This window comes from Myroides oncorhynchi (genome assembly GCF_020905415.1).
Classification (GTDB): domain Bacteria; phylum Bacteroidota; class Bacteroidia; order Flavobacteriales; family Flavobacteriaceae; genus Flavobacterium; species Flavobacterium oncorhynchi_A.
The window spans coordinates 207,042-229,297 of sequence record NZ_JAJJMP010000001.1; the positions used below are offsets into that span (position 1 = coordinate 207,042).

At 33.8% G+C, this 22,256-nt stretch carries 12 protein-coding genes; 1 reads left to right on the plus strand and 11 read right to left on the minus strand.

What is annotated here, in order from left to right; all coding sequences use genetic code 11:
* The first annotated feature begins 85 nt into the window (after positions 1-85).
* Positions 86-2,524, plus strand: a complete 2,439-nt coding sequence (locus tag LNQ81_RS00810) for an ATP-binding protein (RefSeq protein ID WP_229944262.1) — start codon at positions 86-88, stop codon at positions 2,522-2,524.
* Positions 2,525-2,590: 66 nt separating this feature from the next.
* Here LNQ81_RS00810 and fabV read toward each other — a convergent pair whose 3' ends face one another.
* The 11 genes from fabV to LNQ81_RS00865 all read right to left on the minus strand — a co-directional run bounded on the left by fabV (position 2,591) and on the right by LNQ81_RS00865 (position 22,184).
* Entirely contained in the window at positions 2,591-3,784 is a 1,194-nt protein-coding gene (fabV, locus tag LNQ81_RS00815; protein ID WP_229944263.1) for an enoyl-ACP reductase FabV, read from the minus strand.
* 165 nt (positions 3,785-3,949) lie between these two features.
* Complete coding sequence (locus LNQ81_RS00820) at positions 3,950-6,010, minus strand: OmpA family protein (RefSeq protein WP_229944264.1); 2,061 nt, start codon at positions 6,008-6,010, stop codon at positions 3,950-3,952.
* A gap of 355 nt (positions 6,011-6,365) precedes the next feature.
* Positions 6,366-7,298: a PorP/SprF family type IX secretion system membrane protein gene (locus LNQ81_RS00825; RefSeq protein ID WP_229944265.1), complete on the minus strand. Its 933-nt coding sequence runs from the start codon at positions 7,296-7,298 to the stop codon at positions 6,366-6,368.
* A 14-nt stretch (positions 7,299-7,312) separates the two neighbouring features.
* Entirely contained in the window at positions 7,313-8,593 is a 1,281-nt protein-coding gene (locus tag LNQ81_RS00830; RefSeq protein WP_229944266.1) for a gliding motility-associated C-terminal domain-containing protein, read from the minus strand.
* A gap of 292 nt (positions 8,594-8,885) precedes the next feature.
* Positions 8,886-10,877 carry an OmpA family protein gene (locus tag LNQ81_RS00835; RefSeq protein ID WP_229944267.1) on the minus strand — a complete coding sequence of 664 codons (1,992 nt, stop codon included), beginning with the start codon at positions 10,875-10,877 and terminating at the stop codon, positions 8,886-8,888.
* A 35-nt stretch (positions 10,878-10,912) separates the two neighbouring features.
* Entirely contained in the window at positions 10,913-11,845 is a 933-nt protein-coding gene (locus tag LNQ81_RS00840) for a PorP/SprF family type IX secretion system membrane protein (RefSeq protein WP_229944265.1), read from the minus strand.
* A 14-nt stretch (positions 11,846-11,859) separates the two neighbouring features.
* Entirely contained in the window at positions 11,860-13,131 is a 1,272-nt protein-coding gene (locus LNQ81_RS00845) for a gliding motility-associated C-terminal domain-containing protein (RefSeq protein WP_229944268.1), read from the minus strand.
* 601 nt (positions 13,132-13,732) lie between these two features.
* The gene (locus LNQ81_RS00850) at positions 13,733-15,703 is read right to left on the minus strand and encodes an OmpA family protein (protein ID WP_229944269.1); all 1,971 of its coding nucleotides are present in this window, start codon (positions 15,701-15,703) and stop codon (positions 13,733-13,735) included.
* Positions 15,704-15,729: 26 nt separating this feature from the next.
* Complete coding sequence (locus LNQ81_RS00855; protein ID WP_229944270.1) at positions 15,730-16,674, minus strand: PorP/SprF family type IX secretion system membrane protein; 945 nt, start codon at positions 16,672-16,674, stop codon at positions 15,730-15,732.
* Positions 16,675-16,680: 6 nt separating this feature from the next.
* Positions 16,681-17,973 (minus strand): gliding motility-associated C-terminal domain-containing protein, encoded by a 1,293-nt coding sequence (locus tag LNQ81_RS00860; protein ID WP_229944271.1) that lies wholly within the window; start codon positions 17,971-17,973, stop codon positions 16,681-16,683.
* A gap of 53 nt (positions 17,974-18,026) precedes the next feature.
* Positions 18,027-22,184 (minus strand): DUF7507 domain-containing protein, encoded by a 4,158-nt coding sequence (locus LNQ81_RS00865; RefSeq protein ID WP_229944272.1) that lies wholly within the window; start codon positions 22,182-22,184, stop codon positions 18,027-18,029.
* Positions 22,185-22,256 lie beyond the last annotated feature (72 nt).

A 22,256-nucleotide genomic window follows, 5' to 3' on the forward strand; every position in this document is an offset into this window, starting at 1 on the left:
TAAATTAAAAGTTCAATAAGAGTATTCTGATTTAACAAAATGATTCAACTCTGTTTTGTAATTTTACCACAAATTAGAATAATACATGAAGCCACCTAAATCTATTAAGACAAAGATCTTATTCCTATACTTCACACTATTTGTAGCTGCTATATTCTCAGGTGGATATATCTATAAAGAAGCAAAGAAGTTTACTATACCAGAAGAACATGTGGTCGAAGAGAATAATAAAATCTTCTTAGTCACTAGTGCTATCAACAATCTTTATAGTAGCGAAGCGTATAGTAGAACAGCAATATTAAGTGGCAATAGCAAGGATATCAAACTTTATTACAAAGAGCTTGACACTATCGTTAAACAAATAAATTTAGTACAAGAACAAGTGCAAGACAGAGTTATTGTCTTAAAACTAGATTCTGTAATAGACTTGCTATCTCGTAAAAAAGTCAGTTTTGAGAATATCATAAAAGCGCGTAAAGATCTTACTGCAGAAGATAGATATACTGAGGCATTCTCTGAAATATATAACATTCGTGAGGAAATAGAAAAAAACATACAACCCATCGTTATTCAAAGTAAAGAGAAGGAGAAACGAAGTGGTTGGTCTAGATTATTTAAAGGAGATAACACTGATACCATTAAAACAACAGTGAATTACCCTAGTATATCAGATTCATTAATCAGTGCGATGGAGCGCATCCTTCTCGCAACACAAGCAAAAATAAACGATAAACAGAAAAATCTACTTATACAAGAGCAACGCCTATTAAAAGAAAACAAGATTATCACTGATCAATTACGAGAGATTCTACAAAATGTAGAACAAAATATTTTAGCACTCTCTTATCAAAAGATAAATGAATCTAAATCTCGTATCAGTGCTGCGTCTACCAATATTGCGTATATAGGCGGTACTGCGTTAATCGTGGTACTAATACTTGGATGGATTATCATTAGAGATATTAATCAAACACAAGATTATAGGAATACTTTAGAGAAACTTAACAAGGAGAATGAAGTTCTTCTAAGAAGTAAATCAATGCTTCTAGCTACTGTAACACACGATTTACAGACACCTCTTGGAGGATTGATAGGTTTTACTGATTTGTTAGATCAAACTTCGTTAGACAACAAACAGAAGCAGTATGTACACAATATAAAGTCTTCTTCTCAGTATATTATCAACTTAGTAAACGACTTAACTGATTTCTCTAGATTAGAAAACAATAAAATCAGCATTCAACAAAAGTCATTTAACCCTAAAACATTAATAGAAAACACATCCTATTTATTAATGCCTAATGCTACCAATAAAAACATAGAGTTGAAGTGGGAAGTTGAAGAGGCGTTAAACAGCAGTTTTATTTCTGATCCACATCGTATAAAGCAGATTCTAACTAATCTTGTGACCAATGCGATTAAGTTTACACAAGAGGGTGGCGTGTCTATTAAGGCGTTCATTGATCACGGTTTTATCAAATTTCAAGTTATAGACTCAGGAATTGGTATTGCTACTAATCAAACAGATAATATATTTAAAGAGTTCCAACAAGCACACGATGGTATAGAAAAGAAATTTGGAGGTACAGGTCTAGGATTAAATATCTCTAAGCGAATGATCGAATTACTTGGTGGTGAAATCTCTGTTGAAAGTATTCTCAATGAGGGATCTACTTTTACCTTTACTATTCCAATCATAGAAGCAAACGAAGAAGAAAATATCGTTATAACATCTTCTGACTTACAAACTGTATTTAAAAACTTAAAAAAAACGAATATCCTCGTAGTAGATGATGATAAAGTACAGTTGCAGTTAATGGAAGAAATACTATCTCCTTTATTTAACAAGGTAACCGTAACATTTGATCCTACGACAATAGAAAGTCTTTTAAATAAAGAACACTACGATATAATATTAAGTGATATCCAGATGCCTAAAATGGATGGATTTGAACTCATACACTATCTAAAAACGCAATCCGTATTTAAAGACACTCCAGTGATTGCACTTTCTGGTAAAAGAGATGTCACCCTAGAAGAGTTTACACAAGCAGGGTTCGCTTCAGCACACCCTAAACCATTACAGTTAACAGAATTATTAATTTTAATATCTAAGATTTTAAACATCAACTTTGATTTGATAACGATAAATAAAGAGCAGCAGAAAGAATCTACTGATAACGAAGAGTATTTATATAATACTAGATCACTTACACAATTCATAGGAGATGATATCAATGCGCTTAAAAACTTATTAGTAATTTTTATAGATAGTACCAAAGAGAACTTAATAGATATGAATTATGCTAAAGAAGAGTCTGATATAGAGCAAATAAGTAATATCGCTCACAAGATGCTTCCTATGTTTAAACAATTAGAAATAAAAGCTGTAATACATACTTTAGAAGTATTAGAGGATAAGAGTATTACATTTGGAACCCAAGAAGAACTAAATACATACATTGAGCAATTAGAAGAAAATATAAATGATGTATTAACTAAGATCAAAGTTGATCATTTCTAGCTAATTATATAGGTATAAAAAAAGCTCTTTAATTAAAGAGCTTTTTTATTATCAATATTAATAGAATTATTTTAAACTATTAACTGTAGTTAATTCATTTGATTCTAAATTATAATCAATTCCATCAAACTCAAATCCAAACAAATTAAAGAAGTCTCTACGGTAACCAGATAAGTCAGAAATAGCATCTATGTTATCAGATGTAACTTCTTCCCATAATTTAGCTACTTCACTTTGAACATCTTCTCTCATTTCCCAGTCGTCAACGCGAATACGTCCTTCTGTATCTAATGAAAGTTCACCACCGAATAAACGATCAGCAAACAAACGTTGCATTTGTTCGATACATCCTTCGTGGATATTCTTCTCTTTCATTACCTTATACAATAAAGAGATATATAATGGAACAACAGGAATAGCAGAGCTTGACTGAGTTACCAAAGCTTTGTTAACCGAAACATAAGAAACACCATTAAGATCCTGAAGCATATCATTAATCACAGCAACAGTACCTTCTAAATCATTCTTAGCCATACCGATGGTACCATTTCTATAAATAGGATAAGTTAATTCAGGTCCTATATAAGAATAAGCTACTGTCTTAACTCCGTCAGCTAACACACCTGCAGCCTTAAGATCTTCCATCCAGAACTTCCAATCTTCACCCCCCATCACAGCAATAGTATTATCTATATCACTTTGTTCTTTCACTGGATCAATACTAATATCAGTAACTACACCTGTATGAAAGTCCACAGTTTTATTTGTAAACGTTTGTCCAATAGGTTTTAAAACAGAAGCATAAGCTACACCTGTCTTAGGATGAGTTCTACGTGGAGAAGCTAAACTATAAACCACTAAATCAATTTGACCTAAGTCCTTTTTAATCAACTCAATCGTTTCTTTTTTAATTTCATCAGAGAAAGCATCACCGTTAATACTCTTAGCATAAAGACCAGCAGCAGTAGCTTGATCTTCAAATGCAGCAGAATTATACCAACCTGCTGTACCTGGTTTTCCCTCTGCACCTGGTTTTTCAAAAAACACACCAATAGTCGCAGCATTTGAACCAAAAGCCGCAGAAATACGCGAAGCTAATCCAAACCCTGTAGAAGCCCCAATTACTAATACCTTTTTAGGTCCGTTTACAATTTGTCCTTTTGACTTAACATACTCAATTTGCTTCTTAACATTCTCAGCACATCCTTCAGGATGAGATGTTAAACAAATAAATCCTCTAGTTCTAGGTTGTATAATCATTATAAATCTTTTTCTACTTTAGTTGAATTTAAACCAAGTTGCAAATTACGCATTTTATCACAACTATACACATTTATTGTTACAAATTAACCTCACTACAATTAGAAATAAATCTTATAAAAAAGCACAAAAAAAGGTTAGACATTGTTGTCTAACCTTTTTACTTTATTTCAAATTAGTGATTATAAATTCACTTCTTCTATTTTCTTGATGTTGTCTTTCACTACAAGGTATGTTGTTTACACAGCCATTTTTAATTCCCTTTTCACCAAATCCTACACCTTTTAATCTTAACCTATTAACTCCTTGGCGTACTAACCAATCAACTGTCATATTAGCTCTACGCTCTGATAACCTTAAATTATAATCGTCAGGTCCAACACTAGAAGTATATGATCGAACCTCTAATCTTAATTCAGGATTAGTCATCATAACTGACGCAACCTTCGATAACTCTAATTGTGCATCACTTCTTATAATTGAACTATCATTATTAAAATAAATAGGTGCCAATCCAATATGATTTCCAAGATTTACCTCTCTTGGACGTTTTCTATTTTCATACGTATCTCCATGATCATTGTCTGCTTCTCCGTAATCATTTCTATCTCCATAATCATAATCCTCATATTTAGGTAAATCCTTACGAGTTCTTTCTAACTCAAAGTCAACTACAATAACATCATTCTTGTCGATATCTTCTACTGATACCTCTTCTGATTTATATCCATTGGCTTTAACAGCTACATAATAATCTCTATTTACCTTAACATCTTTGAATACATATTCACCACGTTTATCAGCCTCAACTTCCTCTATCATTCTATGTTTACTATCATATAAGAAAATAAATGAATCTAAAATAGGGCGTTTAGTAGACTTATCAGTAACTCTACCTCTAATCTCTTGAGCGATATTAAGCTCAGTTCCCATTTTCATTCTCACATAATAAAGGTCATCTTTTCCATTGCCATTTGGTCTATTAGATGTAATAAACCCAAACTTAGCTTCTGGATCAAGATACATAGCAAAATCATCATAAGAACTATTAATTGAATTACCTAAATTCACAACTTCTCCAAATGATCCATCATCATAAATCTGCACACCAAACAAATCAAGACCTCCCAATCCAGGATGTCCATCCGATGCAAAATAAAGTACATTATCTGAACTAACAAAAGGGAAACTCTCACGTCCCTCAGTATTAATTTTACCACCTAAGCTCTCAGGTGTTCCCATTGTACCATCTCGATATAATCTAACTCGATATAAATCTGATTGACCAAACCCTCCAGGTTTGTCAGACGAAAAATATAACCAATCTTGATCTGGACTCAGTGCTGGTGATGCAGTATTTGCATTATCAACATTTATACTTAATTTTTCAACATCTCCCCAAAGTCCATTACCTAAATTATAAGCACGATATAAACTAACTAATAAAGTACCATCTGAATAGCGAACATTTTTATCTTCTCTATTGTTACTAGAAAAATACATACTACGAGAATCCGCTGAGAATATAGCATTCGCTTCATTAAAGTTACCATCCAGTTTTTTTGCAAATGGCTTTACATCTCCTATATGTCCATCTATTCTAACTGGTGCAGAATACAACTTTGTATAAGGATCATTTGTCCAATTGTGAATTCCTTTATGTTTACCTTTCTTATTAGCAGAAGAAGCATAAACAATTTCACCTTTATAAAGTGCCGAGCCATATTCTGACCCTGCTGTATTAACACTATTAAGTAATTTTACTCGATAACCATCTCTATTTGTATTAACCTCTTCCAAGTAATTTGGATCACTTAGATATTTTTTGACTCTTCCATCTTCTGGCGCTTTCTCTACTAATAAATCCATTTTAGCATTTGCTAAAATATAATCACCAGTTGTTCTAATAGTTTGAACATATTTATAAAAAGCATCAACATCATCTATTTCATTAGGAGTAGAGATTCCACTATATAATTTACCATACCAATGATTTGCCTCTAAATACAAACCATTCTCATAGTACGCTTTTGCAAGATTCGCTAGAACCTCAGTGCCCTTATCACCTTTAGAAAGTAATTTTTCATAGGTTTTAATAGCATCAGCATAGGCCATTTTTTCTATTTGTGAATTAGCTTTCTTTATATATGAATTCTGTGCAATTCCTATAGTTGAAAACATTCCAAATAGAGTCATTATCCCTATCTTGTAAATATTTTTTCTCATAATATATTAGATGTACTTTTTTTTATCAAGCTAGTCGTCTACTCTAAATCAATACTTTTAAACAGATAAAAACATCATCTTTAGAATCATTGACACAAAATTATACAAAAAAGAAAATAATCAAAATTATACTTAATAATAAATGTTATTTACATATTTATCACCAGTAGTATCACATTGATATTTTTTACTAAAGAAACAACCAAATTAACAAGCAAGTACTCCCCTTTTTAACAAGTTAACACATACTTAGATAGTAATTTTATATTATTCTTTCTATTCTTTTTCTCTTAAAAAAACTTTATTCAATAAATTTCAACTTGTATTTAGACAAGATCTTCCCCTTTTTTCATTTCTAGAAGAAACGAGCAGTACTAACTTTATTATATTTGTTAAACAAGTCGAATCTCAAGAAAATCTCATGTGACCCTGAATTATACTTCGCCAACTTCGAAGTATCCGCATCATAAGAGTACCCAATAAACAATCCATCATTCACTTGGAATCCTACTAATCCACTAACTGAGGCATCCCATCTATAGGCCGCTCCGATTGTAAACTTATCTACAATTAAAAAGTTTGCTGTTAAGTCTACTTGCATTGGGGCTCCTTCTACAGTTTTTAATAAAAAGGCAGGTTTAAACTTTAAACTTGGATTCAACTCAAAGACATATCCTCCTGTTAAATAAAAATGCATCTTTTGACGCATCAACTCTCGTCCTTCATTCTTGGTACGGTCTGTTGTTAAAAAATTAGGTACTGAAACCCCTACATATGCCTTATCTGAGTATAGGAACATACCCGCACCAATATTGGGACTAAACTTGCTATTGATATTCTCTGCAAAAGTAGGGTCATTAGGATCGTAAATATCCAACTTAGTATAATCTACATCTAACAGATTAGCTGTCGCCTTTAATCCAAATGACAGCTTATAAGTATCATTTAAATCGATAGCATATGCGAGGTTCATAGAGAAGTTATTCTCTGACATAGCTCCGATTCGATCATTAGTATAGTTTATACCTCCTGACAATCCATTATCTCCTAATGGAGTATCTATTGAAATATTTGCCGTTTGAGGCGCTCCATCTAATCCTACCCATTGTGTACGATACATACCAAAGACATTTAAAACACCTCGAGTTCCTGAATATGCAGGGTTGATATTGGTTGTATTATACATATAATGCGTGTACATCGGATCTTGCTGACCATACATTTCTGAGGCTCCTAAAAAAACCAAAGACAATAACGTTCCTAATTGTATACTTTTTCTTATTTTCATCACAATCTTTTTTTCTAATTATTTTCTAAATGTAAATAACCTGATCTCTTAATCCATTCTGAACCATTTGCTGTACGGACTTCATATCTAACTATGTAATAGTAAGTTCCTGTTGCCAACTTTCCACTAGATGAAACTCCTTTTCCCTCTGCCTCTCCTTTAAATACATTAGTACTTCCATCTCCATTAGGATCGTAATTAGTAGTACTATATACTTTTGAGCTCCAACGATTAAAAATCTCTACTGTATTAGGGTATTTACCAATATTCTCTATAATAAAATAATCATTCAATCCATCCCCATTTGGTGATACTGCATTATAAATCTTAATCTCTGCATTGTAATCTACATCAACTATACCTAATGTGAAGATGCCTGATGCATTAACGGTCATAGGCGTGCGAACTGTTTTACTAGTAACATCCACTATACCTCCTTCATCAACCCAAACCAATTCCTTTGCATCCCAACGTAGAATATGTAATCCCTTTTCTGGATTAACCAATAAACTTGCGGGAGTTGTTTTTTCGTTCCAACTCAATGTTAAAATTATTGCACCTCCATCTTTCACTTCGTTTTTAACCTCCCAATACTCTGCATTGTTTATCTCAACAATAGCATTTTTCTTTGTATGTGTTCTGCCAACTAATGGATTACTGCGCTTGTATTCACTCTGAAACAAATCCTTGGTCCCCTTACTATCACCTAAAGTAATAGGTCGATAGTAGGTTCCATCTCCTATAGGCATTGTCAATTCACTTTTCCCTTCGCGATCTGCCATACCTACTACATGGCTACTATCACCTACACTACCTATTGAAGATCCTTCTGTGAATGTTATACTCCCTGACAAAGGGGTATTGACAATTACATTACCACGCTCAAAATTAGCTCGACCTGAGATACTTATTTCATTTTGTAAGTCTATCCCTTCTGTATCAAAAAATACATTGTCAAACTCTGTAGAATTTGCTCCTCCTGATATTTTCTTCTTAATTTTTGTTCCCTCTAATTGAGAAAAGAATACCTTACTCCCTCGTTCAGTCTTTGAAAAAACAAAATCTCCTTCATTATTAAAATCATCTAAAAAATGAACTTCGCCTAAATTAGTAAAGCTAGCCCCCTTAGCATTCTCAAATTGACCTTGGACTGATAACACTTCTTTTGATTCAACAAAAATTGAACCACTATTATATAAATTTAAAGAAGTGTTCACCTGTGCATGCGCTATACCACTAGTAACCAGCACAATTAAAGGAGTTATTTTTTTTAAACTCAAGTATTTTCTTTTCATAAACAACAATTTAAATTACAATTTTCTTTATAGCTTTTATTGCGAAAAGGCGACTAGAGTCTAATCAGCCAAATCATAACAAAATTAACAAAATAATAAAATACACACTAATAATATCTAAATATTATAAAATAAACTAATAACAAAGTTAAAAAATACATTATAAGGCAATTTAATAACTTAAAACAAAGCAATAAACAAAAAATCAACTGTTTTTATGCAAATAATACATTCTATCTAAAACAAAATAGCCCTAGTTTTTACTAGGGCTATTTTGTTTATAATTCAATCCTTATAAATCTTCTACAACAAACTCACTTCTACGATTTTCTTGATGTTTATAGCCAGGACAAGGAACACCTTTATAACATTCATTCACTAACATAGAAGATCCAAACCCTCTACCTGTCAATCGACTTCTCTCTATCCCTCTAGCAACTAACCAATTTACTGTTGATTCTGCACGTCTTTGAGACAGTAGATAATTAAACCCGTCTGAACCAGAGACATCAGTATGAGAACGCACATCCACTCGCATATTAGGATATTTCCTTAATACCTCCAATATTTTATAAAGTTCTTTCTCTGCGTCAGGGCGTATATTATATTTTCCTAAGTCAAAATAAATAACATCTAATTTTAAAACTTTAAATAAATCATCTCCGACTTTTATACCCTCTATTGGAATTAACTTCTCTATAGAAGAACCACTTCCCCCTTCTACTCCAAAATCTAACACTGCACCATTTGACTTATTAAGTGCTGGTAATCCCAATTCTATTGTATTATATCCAAACTTATCAACACCAACAGTATAACTAACTGAACAAACCTTATTAGTAAACTCATACTCACCTGATTTATTAGTAATAATCTCCTCTACTAATTTATGATCTCCATCATACAAAGTAACTTTAGCACTTGATATTCCTTTATTAGATTGGATATCATAAACTTTACCTTTTATACTTTGATAGAATTCCATATCAATTCCATCTATTTCACGTACAAAATACAAATCATCCTTACCTACACCATCTGGACGATTAGATGTCATAAAACCAAACTTACAATTTGGATCTAAATAAAATGCAAAATCATCATAACTACTATTTACTGTATCCCCCAAATTCACAACATCACCAAAAGAGCCGTCATCATTTATTTTCACTCCATAAATATCTAATCCTCCAAAACCTGGGCGTCCATCAGAGGCAAAATATAAAATATTATTTGTACTTACAAAAGGAAAACTCTCTCTCCCTTCTGTATTTATTTTATCTCCAAGGTTCTCAGGAGTACCAAAATTACCTCCTTCAAGTATTTTTACTCTATATAAATCCGATTGCCCGTAAGTTCCTGCACGGTCAGAAACAAAATATAACCATTCCCCATCAGGGCTAATTGCAGGATGCGCACTACTTGAATTTGGCACATTAAAAGGCAATCTCTCTACATTAGACCATTGCTTCTTAGCATCTAATGTAGCTTTATATAATTCTACTCTAATTATACCTTCTTGCTTTTTAAGGGACTCCCTATTATTACTAGAAAAATACATTGTTTGCCCATCCAATGAAAAAGTTGGAGTCGACTCATTTAATTTTCCTTCGATCTTTTTTGAAAAAGGTTTAGATTCTCCTACATATCCATCTATGTATACAGGAGCAGCATATAGCTTTGTAAATGGGTCATTGGTCCAACTATGGATTCCTGGATAATAATCAGTACGATTTTGAGACGATGCAAAAACTATATGCCCTTTATACATAGCAGCTCCATATTCTGAATACGCTGTATTTACATTATCCATTAATGTAGCTTTAAATGCACCAGGATTAGCATGTAACGTTTTTAAATAAGATTTATCCGCCAAATAAAGTTTAACTCTAAGATCCTCTTTAAACTTTTCAGCCATCAAGTCCATTACCTTATCCGCCTCTTCATAATTTCCTTCACTCTTTAAAGTCTGCACATATCTAAAGTAAATATCCGAAGAAACAAACTCAGAATTTTCTTCAGAACTACTTAATATTTTACTATACCATTTATTTGCGTCCTTATACATTCCATTATTATAATAAGCATCAGCAAGATTTCGAAATACTTCTTGTCCTGTTTCCCCTCTTTTGATGGCTGTTTCATAACTTTTTATTGCATCACTAAATGATAAATGTTCAAATAAAAGGTTACCATATTTTGCAGAATTGTTCTGAGCAAAGGCTCCTAGACAACACAATGACAAAAACAATATTTTTATATTTCTGAATAAAACTCTGTCCATAAGTCCATATTTACTTTTTTATCAACTCTCTTTTCCTAGAAGAAACGAGCAGTACTAACTTTATTATATTTGTTAAACAAGTCGAATCTCAAGAAAATCTCATGTGACCCTGAATTATACTTCGCCAACTTCGAAGTATCCGCATCATAAGAGTACCCAATAAACAATCCATCATTCACTTGGAATCCTACTAATCCACTAACTGAGGCATCCCATCTATAGGCCGCTCCGATTGTAAACTTATCTACAATTAAAAAGTTTGCTGTTAAGTCTACTTGCATTGGGGCTCCTTCTACAGTTTTTAATAAAAAGGCAGGTTTAAACTTTAAACTTGGATTCAACTCAAAGACATATCCTCCTGTTAAATAAAAGTGCATCTTTTGACGCATCAACTCTCGTCCTTCATTCTTGGTACGGTCTGTTGTTAAAAAATTAGGTACCGAAACCCCTACATATGCCTTATCCGAATATAGGAACATACCTGCACCAATATTTGGGCTAAACTTGCTATTGATATTCTCTGCAAAAGTAGGGTCATTAGGATCGTAAATATCCAACTTAGTATAATCTACATCTAACAGATTAGCTGTCGCCTTTAATCCAAATGACAGCTTATAAGTATCATTTAAATCGATAGCATATGCTAGGTTCATAGAGAAGTTATTCTCTGACATAGCTCCGATTCGATCATTAGTATAGTTTATACCTCCCGACAATCCATTATCTCCTAATGGAGTATCTATTGAAATATTTGCTGTTTGAGGTGCTCCATCTAATCCTACCCATTGTGTACGATACATACCAAAGACATTTAAAACACCTCGAGTTCCTGAATATGCAGGGTTGATATTGGTTGTATTATACATATAATGCGTGTACATCGGATCTTGCTGACCATACATTTCTGAGGCTCCTAAAAAAACCAAAGACAATAACGTTCCTAATTGTATACTTTTTCTTATTTTCATCACAATCTTTTTTTCTAATTATTTTCTAAATGTAAATAACCTGATCTCTTAATCCATTCTGAACCATTTGCTGTACGGACTTCATATCTAACTATGTAATAGTAAGTTCCTGTTGCCAACTTTCCACTAGATGAAACTCCTTTTCCCTCTGCCTCTCCTTTAAATACATTAGTACTTCCATCTCCATTAGGATCGTAATTAGTAGTACTATATACTTTTGAGCTCCAACGATTAAAAATCTCTACTGTATTAGGGTATTTACCAATATTCTCTATGATAAAATAATCATTCAATCCATCCCCATTTGGTGATACTGCATTATAAATCTTAATCTCCGCATTGTAATCTACATCAACTATACCCAATGTAAAGATGCCTGATGCATTAACGGTCATAGGCGTGCGAACTGTTTTACTAGTAACATCCACTATACCTCCTTCATCAACCCAAACCAATTCCTTTGCATCCCAACGTAGAATATGTAATCCCTTTTCTGGATTAACCAATAAACTTGCAGGAGTTGTTTTTTCGTTCCAACTCAATGTTAAAATTATTGCACCTCCATCTTTCACTTCGTTTTTAACCTCCCAATACTCTGCATTGTTAATCTCAACAATAGCATTTTTCTTTGTATGTGTTCTGCCAACTAATGGATTACTGCGCTTGTATTCACTCTGAAACAAATCCTTGGTCCCCTTACTATCACCTAAAGTAATAGGGCGATAGTAGGTTCCATCTCCTATAGGCATTGTCAATTCACTTTTCCCTTCGCGATCTGCCATACCTACTACATGGCTACTATCACCTACACTACCTATTGAAGATCCTTCTGTGAATGTTATACTCCCTGATAAAGGGGTATTGACAATTACATTACCACGCTCAAAATTAGCTCGACCTGAGATACTTATTTCATTTTGTAAGTCTATCCCTTCTGTATCAAAAAACACATTGTCAAACTCTGTAGAATTTGCTCCTCCTGATATTTTCTTCTTAATTTTTGTTCCCTCTAATTGAGAAAAGAATACCTTACTCCCTCGTTCAGTCTTTGAAAAAACAAAATCTCCCTCATTATTAAAATCATCTAAAAAATGAACTTCGCCTAAATTAGTAAAGCTAGCCCCCTTAGCATTCTCAAATTGACCTTGGACTGATAACACTTCTTTTGATTCAACAAAAATTGAACCACTATTATATAAATTTAACTTTTCTTGAGCATTACTTAGTGTAGACCAAATCAATCCCCCCGAAAACAGAACTAACTTCAATGCATTTTCTTTTTTCATATCTATATTTTTTAGCATTTGTTTAATTTTTATAGAATATCACACTACAAAAGCCAACATTATAATAAATAACAAAATTAAAAATAAATTTAACATTTAATAATCAAATAAAAAATAATTATTAACAGATTATAAATTAAATAATTATTAGCACGCTTCTTATGATTATACTAGTTATAAATCACCATAATTCAATTTAAATAGGACTTTTGATAACATTCAAATAAAAATAGAACATAAAATAGTGTATAATTTACTCTATAAACTAATTTAACAAAAGAACAAAGTCATATAAAAGGCTAATAATCAAATATTTTATATCTAATAAAATACTTTCTAAATAAATGAAATCATAATTATACTTTCCTATAGCTAAAATTATTTTTCCTCTTATATGCTTTATATAATCTAATTATTCATTCAAACTAAAACTATATAGAATTCGAAAATATAATTGAAAAAAAAAGCTCCCATATGGGAGCTTTTAGTGGCTAATACTGTTAGTTTTAAATCCTACAGCAGGATCGGTCGAAAAAAAATTGTTTTGTTGTTTTTAAACAAATTATAGTAATATTCTATAAACGCTTTCTAAGTAACTATATTACAACTCAGTAACAATAAATTCACTTCGTCTGTTTAGTTGATGTTCCTCTACTGTACATGGTACACCATTACTACATTTGTTCTGTAACTGTGTCTCACCATATCCTTGCCCTGTTACTCGACTTGCATCGATTCCCTGACTGATAATCCACGCCACTGTAGACTTAGCTCTGCGATCAGATAACTTCAAGTTGTAATCATCATTTCCTCTACTATCTGTATGCGAACGCACATCTATCTTCATCGTTGGGTATTCTTTTAATACCTCCACTACTTTCATTAATTCTATAGAAGCATCTTTGCGGATGTTAGATTTGTCAAAGTCAAAATAGATAGGGTTTAACTTAAGCTTCTTAAACAAGTCATCATCCTTAACAATTGGCTTCTCTGTTTTCTCTAGTGGAATATCTTGTTTTCTCACTCCACCTACTATCGCATCCATCTGTACAATCACTTCTTCGGTATTATACTTCGGTGCTTCTGCCTTCAGACGGTACTTCCCATTACAGTTTAAATCTTCTACTCTATAGTAGCCCTTATCATCTGTCATTAACTCTCCTACTCGTGTATAAGCATTGTTATAAATGGTCACTTTCGCATTGGCTAATACTTCCTTGGTATCCTTGTCAAACACAATACCCTCTAAGATCTGGTGACATACTTTCTCCATAAAGAAGTAAATATCATCTCCTCCTACTGAGTTAGCTCTATTAGAACTCACAAATCCCTTGCGTGTCTTGTTATCTACATAAAATCCGAAGTCATCTGTACTACTGTTTATAGGCGTTCCCATATTAGTAACCTGTCCAATACTACCATCTACATTGATCTTCGCTACAAACACGTCTAATCCTCCTAATCCTGGATGTCCATCTGAACTGAAGAACAAGAAGTGGTCTTTAGAAATAAATGGAAAAGTCTCTCTTCCTGATGTGTTAACTTTCTTTCCTACATTTTCTACATTTCCATATTCTCCCGTTGGATAAATAGCCACTCTAAAGATATCTGACTGACCGATACTCCCTTCTCTGTCTGATGAGAAGTAAAGCCATTTATCATCTGGAGTCAACGCTGGGTGAGCTGTATTAAAGTTATCCGAATTAAACGGAAGCTCCTCTACATTTGTCCATTTCCCTTCTTCTGATAACATTGCTTTATATATCTTTAAAAGAGTTGACTTATCTTTGTTTAAACGACGTTTTCCCTTTACACTTGTATTGTTACGCGTGAAGTACATCGTCTTGCCATCTTTTGTAAACACAGCTGTTGCTTCGTTTACTTTAGTGTCTAACTCTGGGGCAAACTTAACTGGCTGTTCAAAGGTTCCGTCTGCGTTAATCTTACTGCTATACAAACTCGTAAAACTCTCATTAGTCCAATCGTGTAAACGACTACCTGACTCATGCTCTGTCTGGCGAGCTGTTGTATAAATTAATTGATCTCCGTACAGTGTTGCTCCATAATCAGAATACGCAGTATTTACTCCGATATTCTTTAATTCATAACGCTCTGAGTTGTTCTCTATCTCTTTTAGGTAGCGATCTTTGCTTGCTTCAAAAAGCTGTGCTCTAGAGTCGTTTCCTTCTAGCTTAGAGAACTCCTGCATCATTTGTTTGGACTTGTCGTAATTCTCTACAGATTTTAGCGTCTGAGCGTAGCGATAGTAATACTCTGATGGGATAGCCTCCTTGCCCTTATTGTCATACTCACCGTCAAACAACTGTTCATACCACTTATTGGCCTCTGGTAACTTTCCATTAAAGTAATACGCATCTGCTAATTTCTTTAGCATATCTGCGTTTGTGTACCCTTTGTTAGCGATGCGCTCATAAATTTTGATTGCATCGACATACGCCTGGGTTTGATATTCTTTATCCGCTTTTTTCTCTGCTACCCTCTGTGCCTGAGTATTCACTCCCGCTAAAAGTAACATACCAAATAAGCTTATTTTCAATAGCTCTTTTCTCATAATTGTGTCTTTTTCCTCTTATTCTTCTAGAAGAATCGAGGCGCATTAATCGTACTACGACGGTTAAATAGCTCAAATCTCATAAAGATCTCATGTGATCCTGAGTTGTAGTTGTGCAATTTAGTAGTATCAAAATCATAAGCATATCCAATAAACATATTATCATTCACCTGGAAGCCTGCCAGTGCACTGACTGCTGCATCCCAACGATAAGCTGCCCCTAATGTAAATTTATCATACAACAATACATTAGCTGTCAAGTCCACTTGTAAGGGTGCTCCACTTACTGCTTTTACTAATGCTGCCGGTTTAAACAATACATTCTCACTAACATCAAACACATATCCTCCCATTAGGTAGAAGTGTGCTTTTTGACGCATCACTGTTAGATCTGTATTGCGCTCGTTATCATCGTATCTATTCTGTGTTAAGAAGTTAGGTACTGATAACCCCACATACGCTTTGTCTGAATATAAGTAAACTCCTGCTCCAATATTGGGGCTAAACTTATTGTTGATATTCTCCTGTGAGTGTGGATCGGATGGATTGTGAATGTTTAATTTTGTATAATCCACGTTCAGTAAATTAGCTGTCCCTTTTAATCCAAAAGCTAATTTATAATCTGCGTTCAAATCAATTGCATACGATAAATCTACTGAGATATTATTCTCATCCATCGCTCCTAAACGGTCATTGGTAAAGTTTACACCTAACCCTAGTCCGCTCTCACCTAATGGTGTAGATACAGATACATTCGCTGTCTTAGGGGCTCCATCTAATCCTACCCACTGTGTGCGGTACATCCCAAATACGTTTAACGTTCCTCTACTTCCTGCATAAGCTGGGTTAACCATATTAGTATTATACATATACTGGGTGTATTGCGGGTCTTGTTGAGCTTGCATTTGTGAGAAGCAGCCTAAGGCGATTAAGCTGATTCCGATTTTCTTGATATTTTGTTGAATATTCATATATTCTTACTTATTGCTTTCTAATTGTAGGTAACCTGATTTTTTAATCATGCGTGAACCTTTGGCATCTTTATACTCGTAGTTCACAATGTAATAGTACGTTCCACTTGGTAGTTTTTCGTTCTTATTGATTGTCACACGACCATCCGAATACCCTCTAAATACATTTCCTGCACTATCATAATTACTTGTATTATAAACCTTAACTCCCCAACGGTTATAAACTTCCACTGTGTTATTTGGAAACTTAGTAATGTTGTCAATGATAAAGTAATCATTCTTACCATCTCCATCAGGGGTTACAAGGTTGTAAATAACAATGTCTCCATCTAGGATTAGATCTGTGTTAACTGTCGCTAACGTAAAGAATCCATACCCTCTTACACTAGTAGGAGTTGTAATCTCTTTTTTATCTAAATCGACTACTCCACCTTCGTCTACCCATAACTGCTGTTTGGCATCCCATCGTACAATGTGTAACTCTTTCTCGGGATTAGCTAAAAGCTCTTTAGGGGTAGTGCGCTCATCCCAACTTAACGTTAGCATAATATCTCCTTGACTATTGTCATTACCTTTATCAATGGTCCAATACTCACGAGTATCCAGTAGGTTAATCACTCCTGACTTAGTAGCACGCGCCTTAAAGAAGTTCTTATCATCTAAGTTATACTTACCTTGGTAAGCATCTTTTACATTCTCAGGGGCAGTGATTCTAGCATAGCGATAAAGTCCCTTATCGCCCTTAGGATATTGAAATTCTTCGTTACCAATCTTCTCTACATAGCCCTCTGCGTGACTTCTATCTGTTGGCTTTAATGCTTTAGCTCCTTGGTGAAAAGTAAGCATACCGGCTAAAGAGTCTACCTTGATAATTCCGTCTTTAAAGTCTACACTTCCACGTACATTCGCTTCGTTCTTTAGATCAAAAGCCATGTCCTTTGTTGGGTTGTCTAAAACAACATCAAAGAAGTTTGATGGTTGACTCCCTGTGATAGCTTGCCCACCTGTTGCTTGTTCAAAAGGAGTGAACACTACTTTAGAACCTTTGGCGTTAGTACTGTGCTCGTATAAATTATCATTGTTGAAATTGCTGTAGTAATAAACCGTTCCATCATTCTTCACATAACCTTCTTTCGTATTATCAAAATCATAGATTGTTGACATTACTCCACCTTCTGCTACCGAAATCTTTCCTTGGTTTACCATTACTTGATCTTTCTTAGCTTGCTGAGCTACTACTGTAGCTGGCAACGCTAGACCCAATAAGGCAACTGATTTATATAGTTTTTTTGATTGCATAGTTTTCAGTTTTTAAATACTGTGTTAGTACGAATACTAACACAGTTATTATTCTATTGTCTCACTTTTTGATAAATCATAGGATTAGTAATCAACAATCCATCCCCTTTTAAAGGGACATAAGTATGGAATTCTTTAGTAGGATCCCATCCTTCATCACCTTCTTTATATGGAGTTGGATCTGTAGATTTTACTTTTACTTGACGTTCTGATTTAGGAAGTTTACCTACACCATTTACAGTAGCTCTATTATACACACCTTTTGTGTCAAAAATATCAAACTCAGTTACCACATATGATACTGTAAATGTCCATGTTTCATTTCTATTTAAAACACCATTGTTATTATTATCACCTGATAGAGTTACTCCTTCTTGCATTGGTAAATGAGTATTCTCATCTAGTTTAATAGTAAAGCCAAATAATGGATCTACAATCTCTACATCATAAATATCCATGTCTCCTAGGTTCTTTACATCAAAAGTATATAAGATAGTTTCACCCACCTGTGCATACCCATCTTTACTTTCATCTGCAAAAACACCTTCCTTTTCAATTGTGCAAGTTTCACAGTCTTTTTGTTGTTGACCATAACCAAAACCATACATTCTAGTTACATTAACTACATTTTGAGTAACTTTTATTTCATTTGCAGAAGTATTATTAATATCACTATTCCATGCAATTGAAGATAATTGAACAGTATTTTTAGTTACTTTATCAAATACCTCTAACTCCTCCAAATTACTCGTTTCTGTTCGCTTTCCATACAACTTAACATTTCCCCATTTATCTATAATCACTTGAACTGTAGGGGTAGGATTATTAAAGCGATCTTCTAAATCAAAAACTGCTCCCTGATGAAACATCCAAATATCTTTAATTGTTCCATCTTCCCAAATACCACCAGCTTTAAAACGTACATTTTGCTCTAATCCACCAGCTCTCTGAAACTCTAATTCTTCTTTATAAAGTGGTACTCCATTAATAACCATATTAAAAGAATTATCTAGCTCATAAATATCTAATACAAAACCTCCATCCGTTCCTGGTTGTGTAAAACTCTCTTCAATAACTTTTTTACCACCTAATTCTCCTGCATAATATCCCCATCCAAAACCTTTACCTACTATATCTTGATAACACTCATCTGCACAAGTAATATTAGAAACATGAATTCCACAGTTTGGATCTTGAATACGCTTAGAAAATGTGATATTATCTATAAGTGTATGCCCAAATCCTTTACCTGATTCTAAGGCTCTATCTTGACTACCACGAATAGCAATCTTTACTTGGCGATTAACAACATCATCACATGCAGCTTCTGCGAATGTAAAACTAGCTGTTAATGGTACCCACCCTAAGCTAAATCCTGTAGGTGAGGCTCCTTCAGGTAAACCTACTCCTCCATACTTTAATGGAATTGACGCATAGATATGCCCTGTTTCTTTGTCTAATACATCCATGATCATATAATCTTTATCATGATATGTCACATAAGAATAAATATCTAAAGTATAAACTCTGTCTTTCTCAATTTTCCCTTCTACCTCAAACTCATAAAATGGTTTAATACTTTGTGCTGCTGAAGCAGCTCCTCTTACTAAAAATGCTGATCCATTTACCGCTCCTGACATATCTCTAATAGCTTTTACATTCTCCCATGCTGGTGTCCAGTCAAAATTACTATTTGCTATGTTAGGATCATTCGTTGGAGCATTAGGTACCCAAATACCTTGTTTCCAAGAATCTGTTTCTGGAATTCCCATTTGAACATATCCTGGAGGGTTCACTGAATAATATCCATTTTTAATACGTGCTACAGAAATAGTTTCATTATGCGGTGATCTATTTGCTCCTGCATAGCGACTATCATTAATACCAGGGGCAAAAAGATAAGATGCTGTAGCTCCTCCTTTAGGCCCATTTCTTAATACTTTTCCATTCTGTGTTAAGATCTCTCCATTAGATCCAATACTTATAGAAGCACGTTGAGTCCAATCTGTTCTACCTGAATTAAGATCCCAATATCCTCTATCAAAATCTTCAAAATATAATATCTGATCTACACAGTCTCCAAGAGCCATAAAGACCACTTCATTAATATTGTTACATCCGATTGATCCACTACTACCTGGTAAATTCCCTGAATCATTATTATAACATTCATAGTGTGGATTTGTTGGTTTAACATTAGGATCTCCATTTGTTGCATCCGGATCAGAAACATCCGCAGGTCTCATAATTGTAGATTCTGCAATCATTGACCCTGTCATACCATTTAACACCCCTGTGATTTTATACTCAACTGTACATCCATTAGGAATTTGTAATTCTGAACGGAATGTACGTGTTAGAGGATCATAACTTAGTGTTACAGATTCTTTAGCAACTTTTCCTGTTGTACAAGAAAAAACAGCCTTAACGCTATTAGGATTGATAATATCCACTCCAGGAGGAACTGTAAATGTAAAAGGAGCACCATGAATTCCTTTACTAGCATCTGCTATAATATCAGAAGGTCCTTTATTACCAGCTGTCACTATATAATCTACTGTATCTCCTTTATGTCCGCTACCTTTTCCTACTACCCCACCTACTTTATAAGTTAAGGTCGTGTAAAGGTCTGCTTCTTTAATAACAACATCTGTCTTGATTTCCTTTTTATTTCCAACCCTAAAAGTCCAAGTATCCATGGATTTTTTATCACCAAATGTATTATTAGGTCCAGAACCTCCTTCACCCCATTTATGACCATTAGTATTACTACTAATTCCCCTATTTCCAGCAGTTAAATGTGTATTAACCTTAGGATTAACATTCGACCCATTTCTTACATTAGGTATATCACTATCATCCCAGAAAACCAAATCAGAAATAACATTATTAAAATTGTTATAATCTAATAATTCAATAGCAATCCCTCCTTTATTGTATTCCATATCAAAGAAAGGGAAGTGAACTTCAGCTCCTTGTAATTGTACATTTAGATCAACAGGAACTACACCGTTTAGTTTTTGTCCATTTGCTCCTACTCCATCCCAATAAATTTTATTGTGTCCCTCTTTTGTATTTCCTACTAATTTTTTAAATACAGATCCATTACTTATGATATCTATCGTAAATTGTTGCCCACTTACAGGAGCATCAAACTCTATATAACCTCCTTTATGTCCAAAAACACCTACTGTTCCTTCAGCACCTACTATCTTTACATTAGACACTTCTGGCTCTATTACTTTAGGATTCAACCAAGTAGTCAAACCATAAGATGAACTATTGATAGCAACTTTTGCTTTAGTAGGCATATCAATCGCTGGTAGCGTATAGTATATCTTATGTGTTATATTTGAATCATTATCCGGAGTATTAGGATTATGAATATTATCAATAACCTGACTAGCCTCACTATTCATACTCTTATACAAAGAATTCTTTGTTTTAGGATCATAGAAACCATTGTTATTCACAAAAAAAGCCCATACAATACCTGATGATCCTTTATGGGTTACTCTATACGTAAACCCATCATTAGTACGCACATAAAACTTCCCTTGGAAAGAAACATTTGCATACTCTCCATTAAAATTACCATTAGTAAAATTTAAATTTGTAGTATAAACTCTACCATTAATAAACTTTGCCTCATTAATTACAGAAACATCCCATGCACTAATTGCAGCAGCAGTAGCTTGATTCCATGAATCATTTGCTTGTAATACAGGTCCGGCACCTGTAGTAGTTCTAGATGTAAATTCAACTCTATAAAGCCCCTCTTCTAAAACTTTATAATAAATAGGAATATATCCTCCTTGACTATCTTCTCTCAATTTAGGCCCTGCTATCTCAGCAGAACGATTTGGAATTTGTCCCTGTGTTTGATTATTATTAACAACTATACTACCTGAAGGATTATACAAAGTAATTCCTCCATTAGCATCTCTCCAGTTAGTTGTTCCTTGTGCTGAAGATGCCATAGTGATAGTTTCCCCTACTTTAGCATATACATAATGGGCTCCAGCATTAGGAAATGGTATTGCCTCTGGTGAAGTATGTCCTTTACCTAATAACATAGCACGATGTCCACTCACACCACTAGGATATAAATTTCTAGAACCATCTGCCAACACAGTTGTACTTACTCCTAAGATTAAGCTTAAGGTAAGTAATACTTTAGTTGTTATCTTATTTATAATTTTATATATCATGTTGTATTTGTAATTATAATTTAGTTATATAAGCGTCTTGAGTTAATCAAAACTCAAAACGCTTAACTATTT

Coding starts and splice junctions, on each gene's coding strand:
- LNQ81_RS00810 (WP_229944262.1), top strand. CDS start 86: ATGAAGCCACCTAAATCTATTAAGACAAAGATCTTATTCCTATACTTC.
- fabV (WP_229944263.1), bottom strand. CDS start 3,784: ATGATTATACAACCTAGAACTAGAGGATTTATTTGTTTAACATCTCAT.
- LNQ81_RS00820 (WP_229944264.1), bottom strand. CDS start 6,010: ATGAGAAAAAATATTTACAAGATAGGGATAATGACTCTATTTGGAATG.
- LNQ81_RS00825 (WP_229944265.1), bottom strand. CDS start 7,298: ATGAAAATAAGAAAAAGTATACAATTAGGAACGTTATTGTCTTTGGTT.
- LNQ81_RS00830 (WP_229944266.1), bottom strand. CDS start 8,593: ATGAAAAGAAAATACTTGAGTTTAAAAAAAATAACTCCTTTAATTGTG.
- LNQ81_RS00835 (WP_229944267.1), bottom strand. CDS start 10,877: ATGGACAGAGTTTTATTCAGAAATATAAAAATATTGTTTTTGTCATTG.
- LNQ81_RS00840 (WP_229944265.1), bottom strand. CDS start 11,845: ATGAAAATAAGAAAAAGTATACAATTAGGAACGTTATTGTCTTTGGTT.
- LNQ81_RS00845 (WP_229944268.1), bottom strand. CDS start 13,131: ATGAAAAAAGAAAATGCATTGAAGTTAGTTCTGTTTTCGGGGGGATTG.
- LNQ81_RS00850 (WP_229944269.1), bottom strand. CDS start 15,703: ATGAGAAAAGAGCTATTGAAAATAAGCTTATTTGGTATGTTACTTTTA.
- LNQ81_RS00855 (WP_229944270.1), bottom strand. CDS start 16,674: ATGAATATTCAACAAAATATCAAGAAAATCGGAATCAGCTTAATCGCC.
- LNQ81_RS00860 (WP_229944271.1), bottom strand. CDS start 17,973: ATGCAATCAAAAAAACTATATAAATCAGTTGCCTTATTGGGTCTAGCG.
- LNQ81_RS00865 (WP_229944272.1), bottom strand. CDS start 22,184: ATGATATATAAAATTATAAATAAGATAACAACTAAAGTATTACTTACC.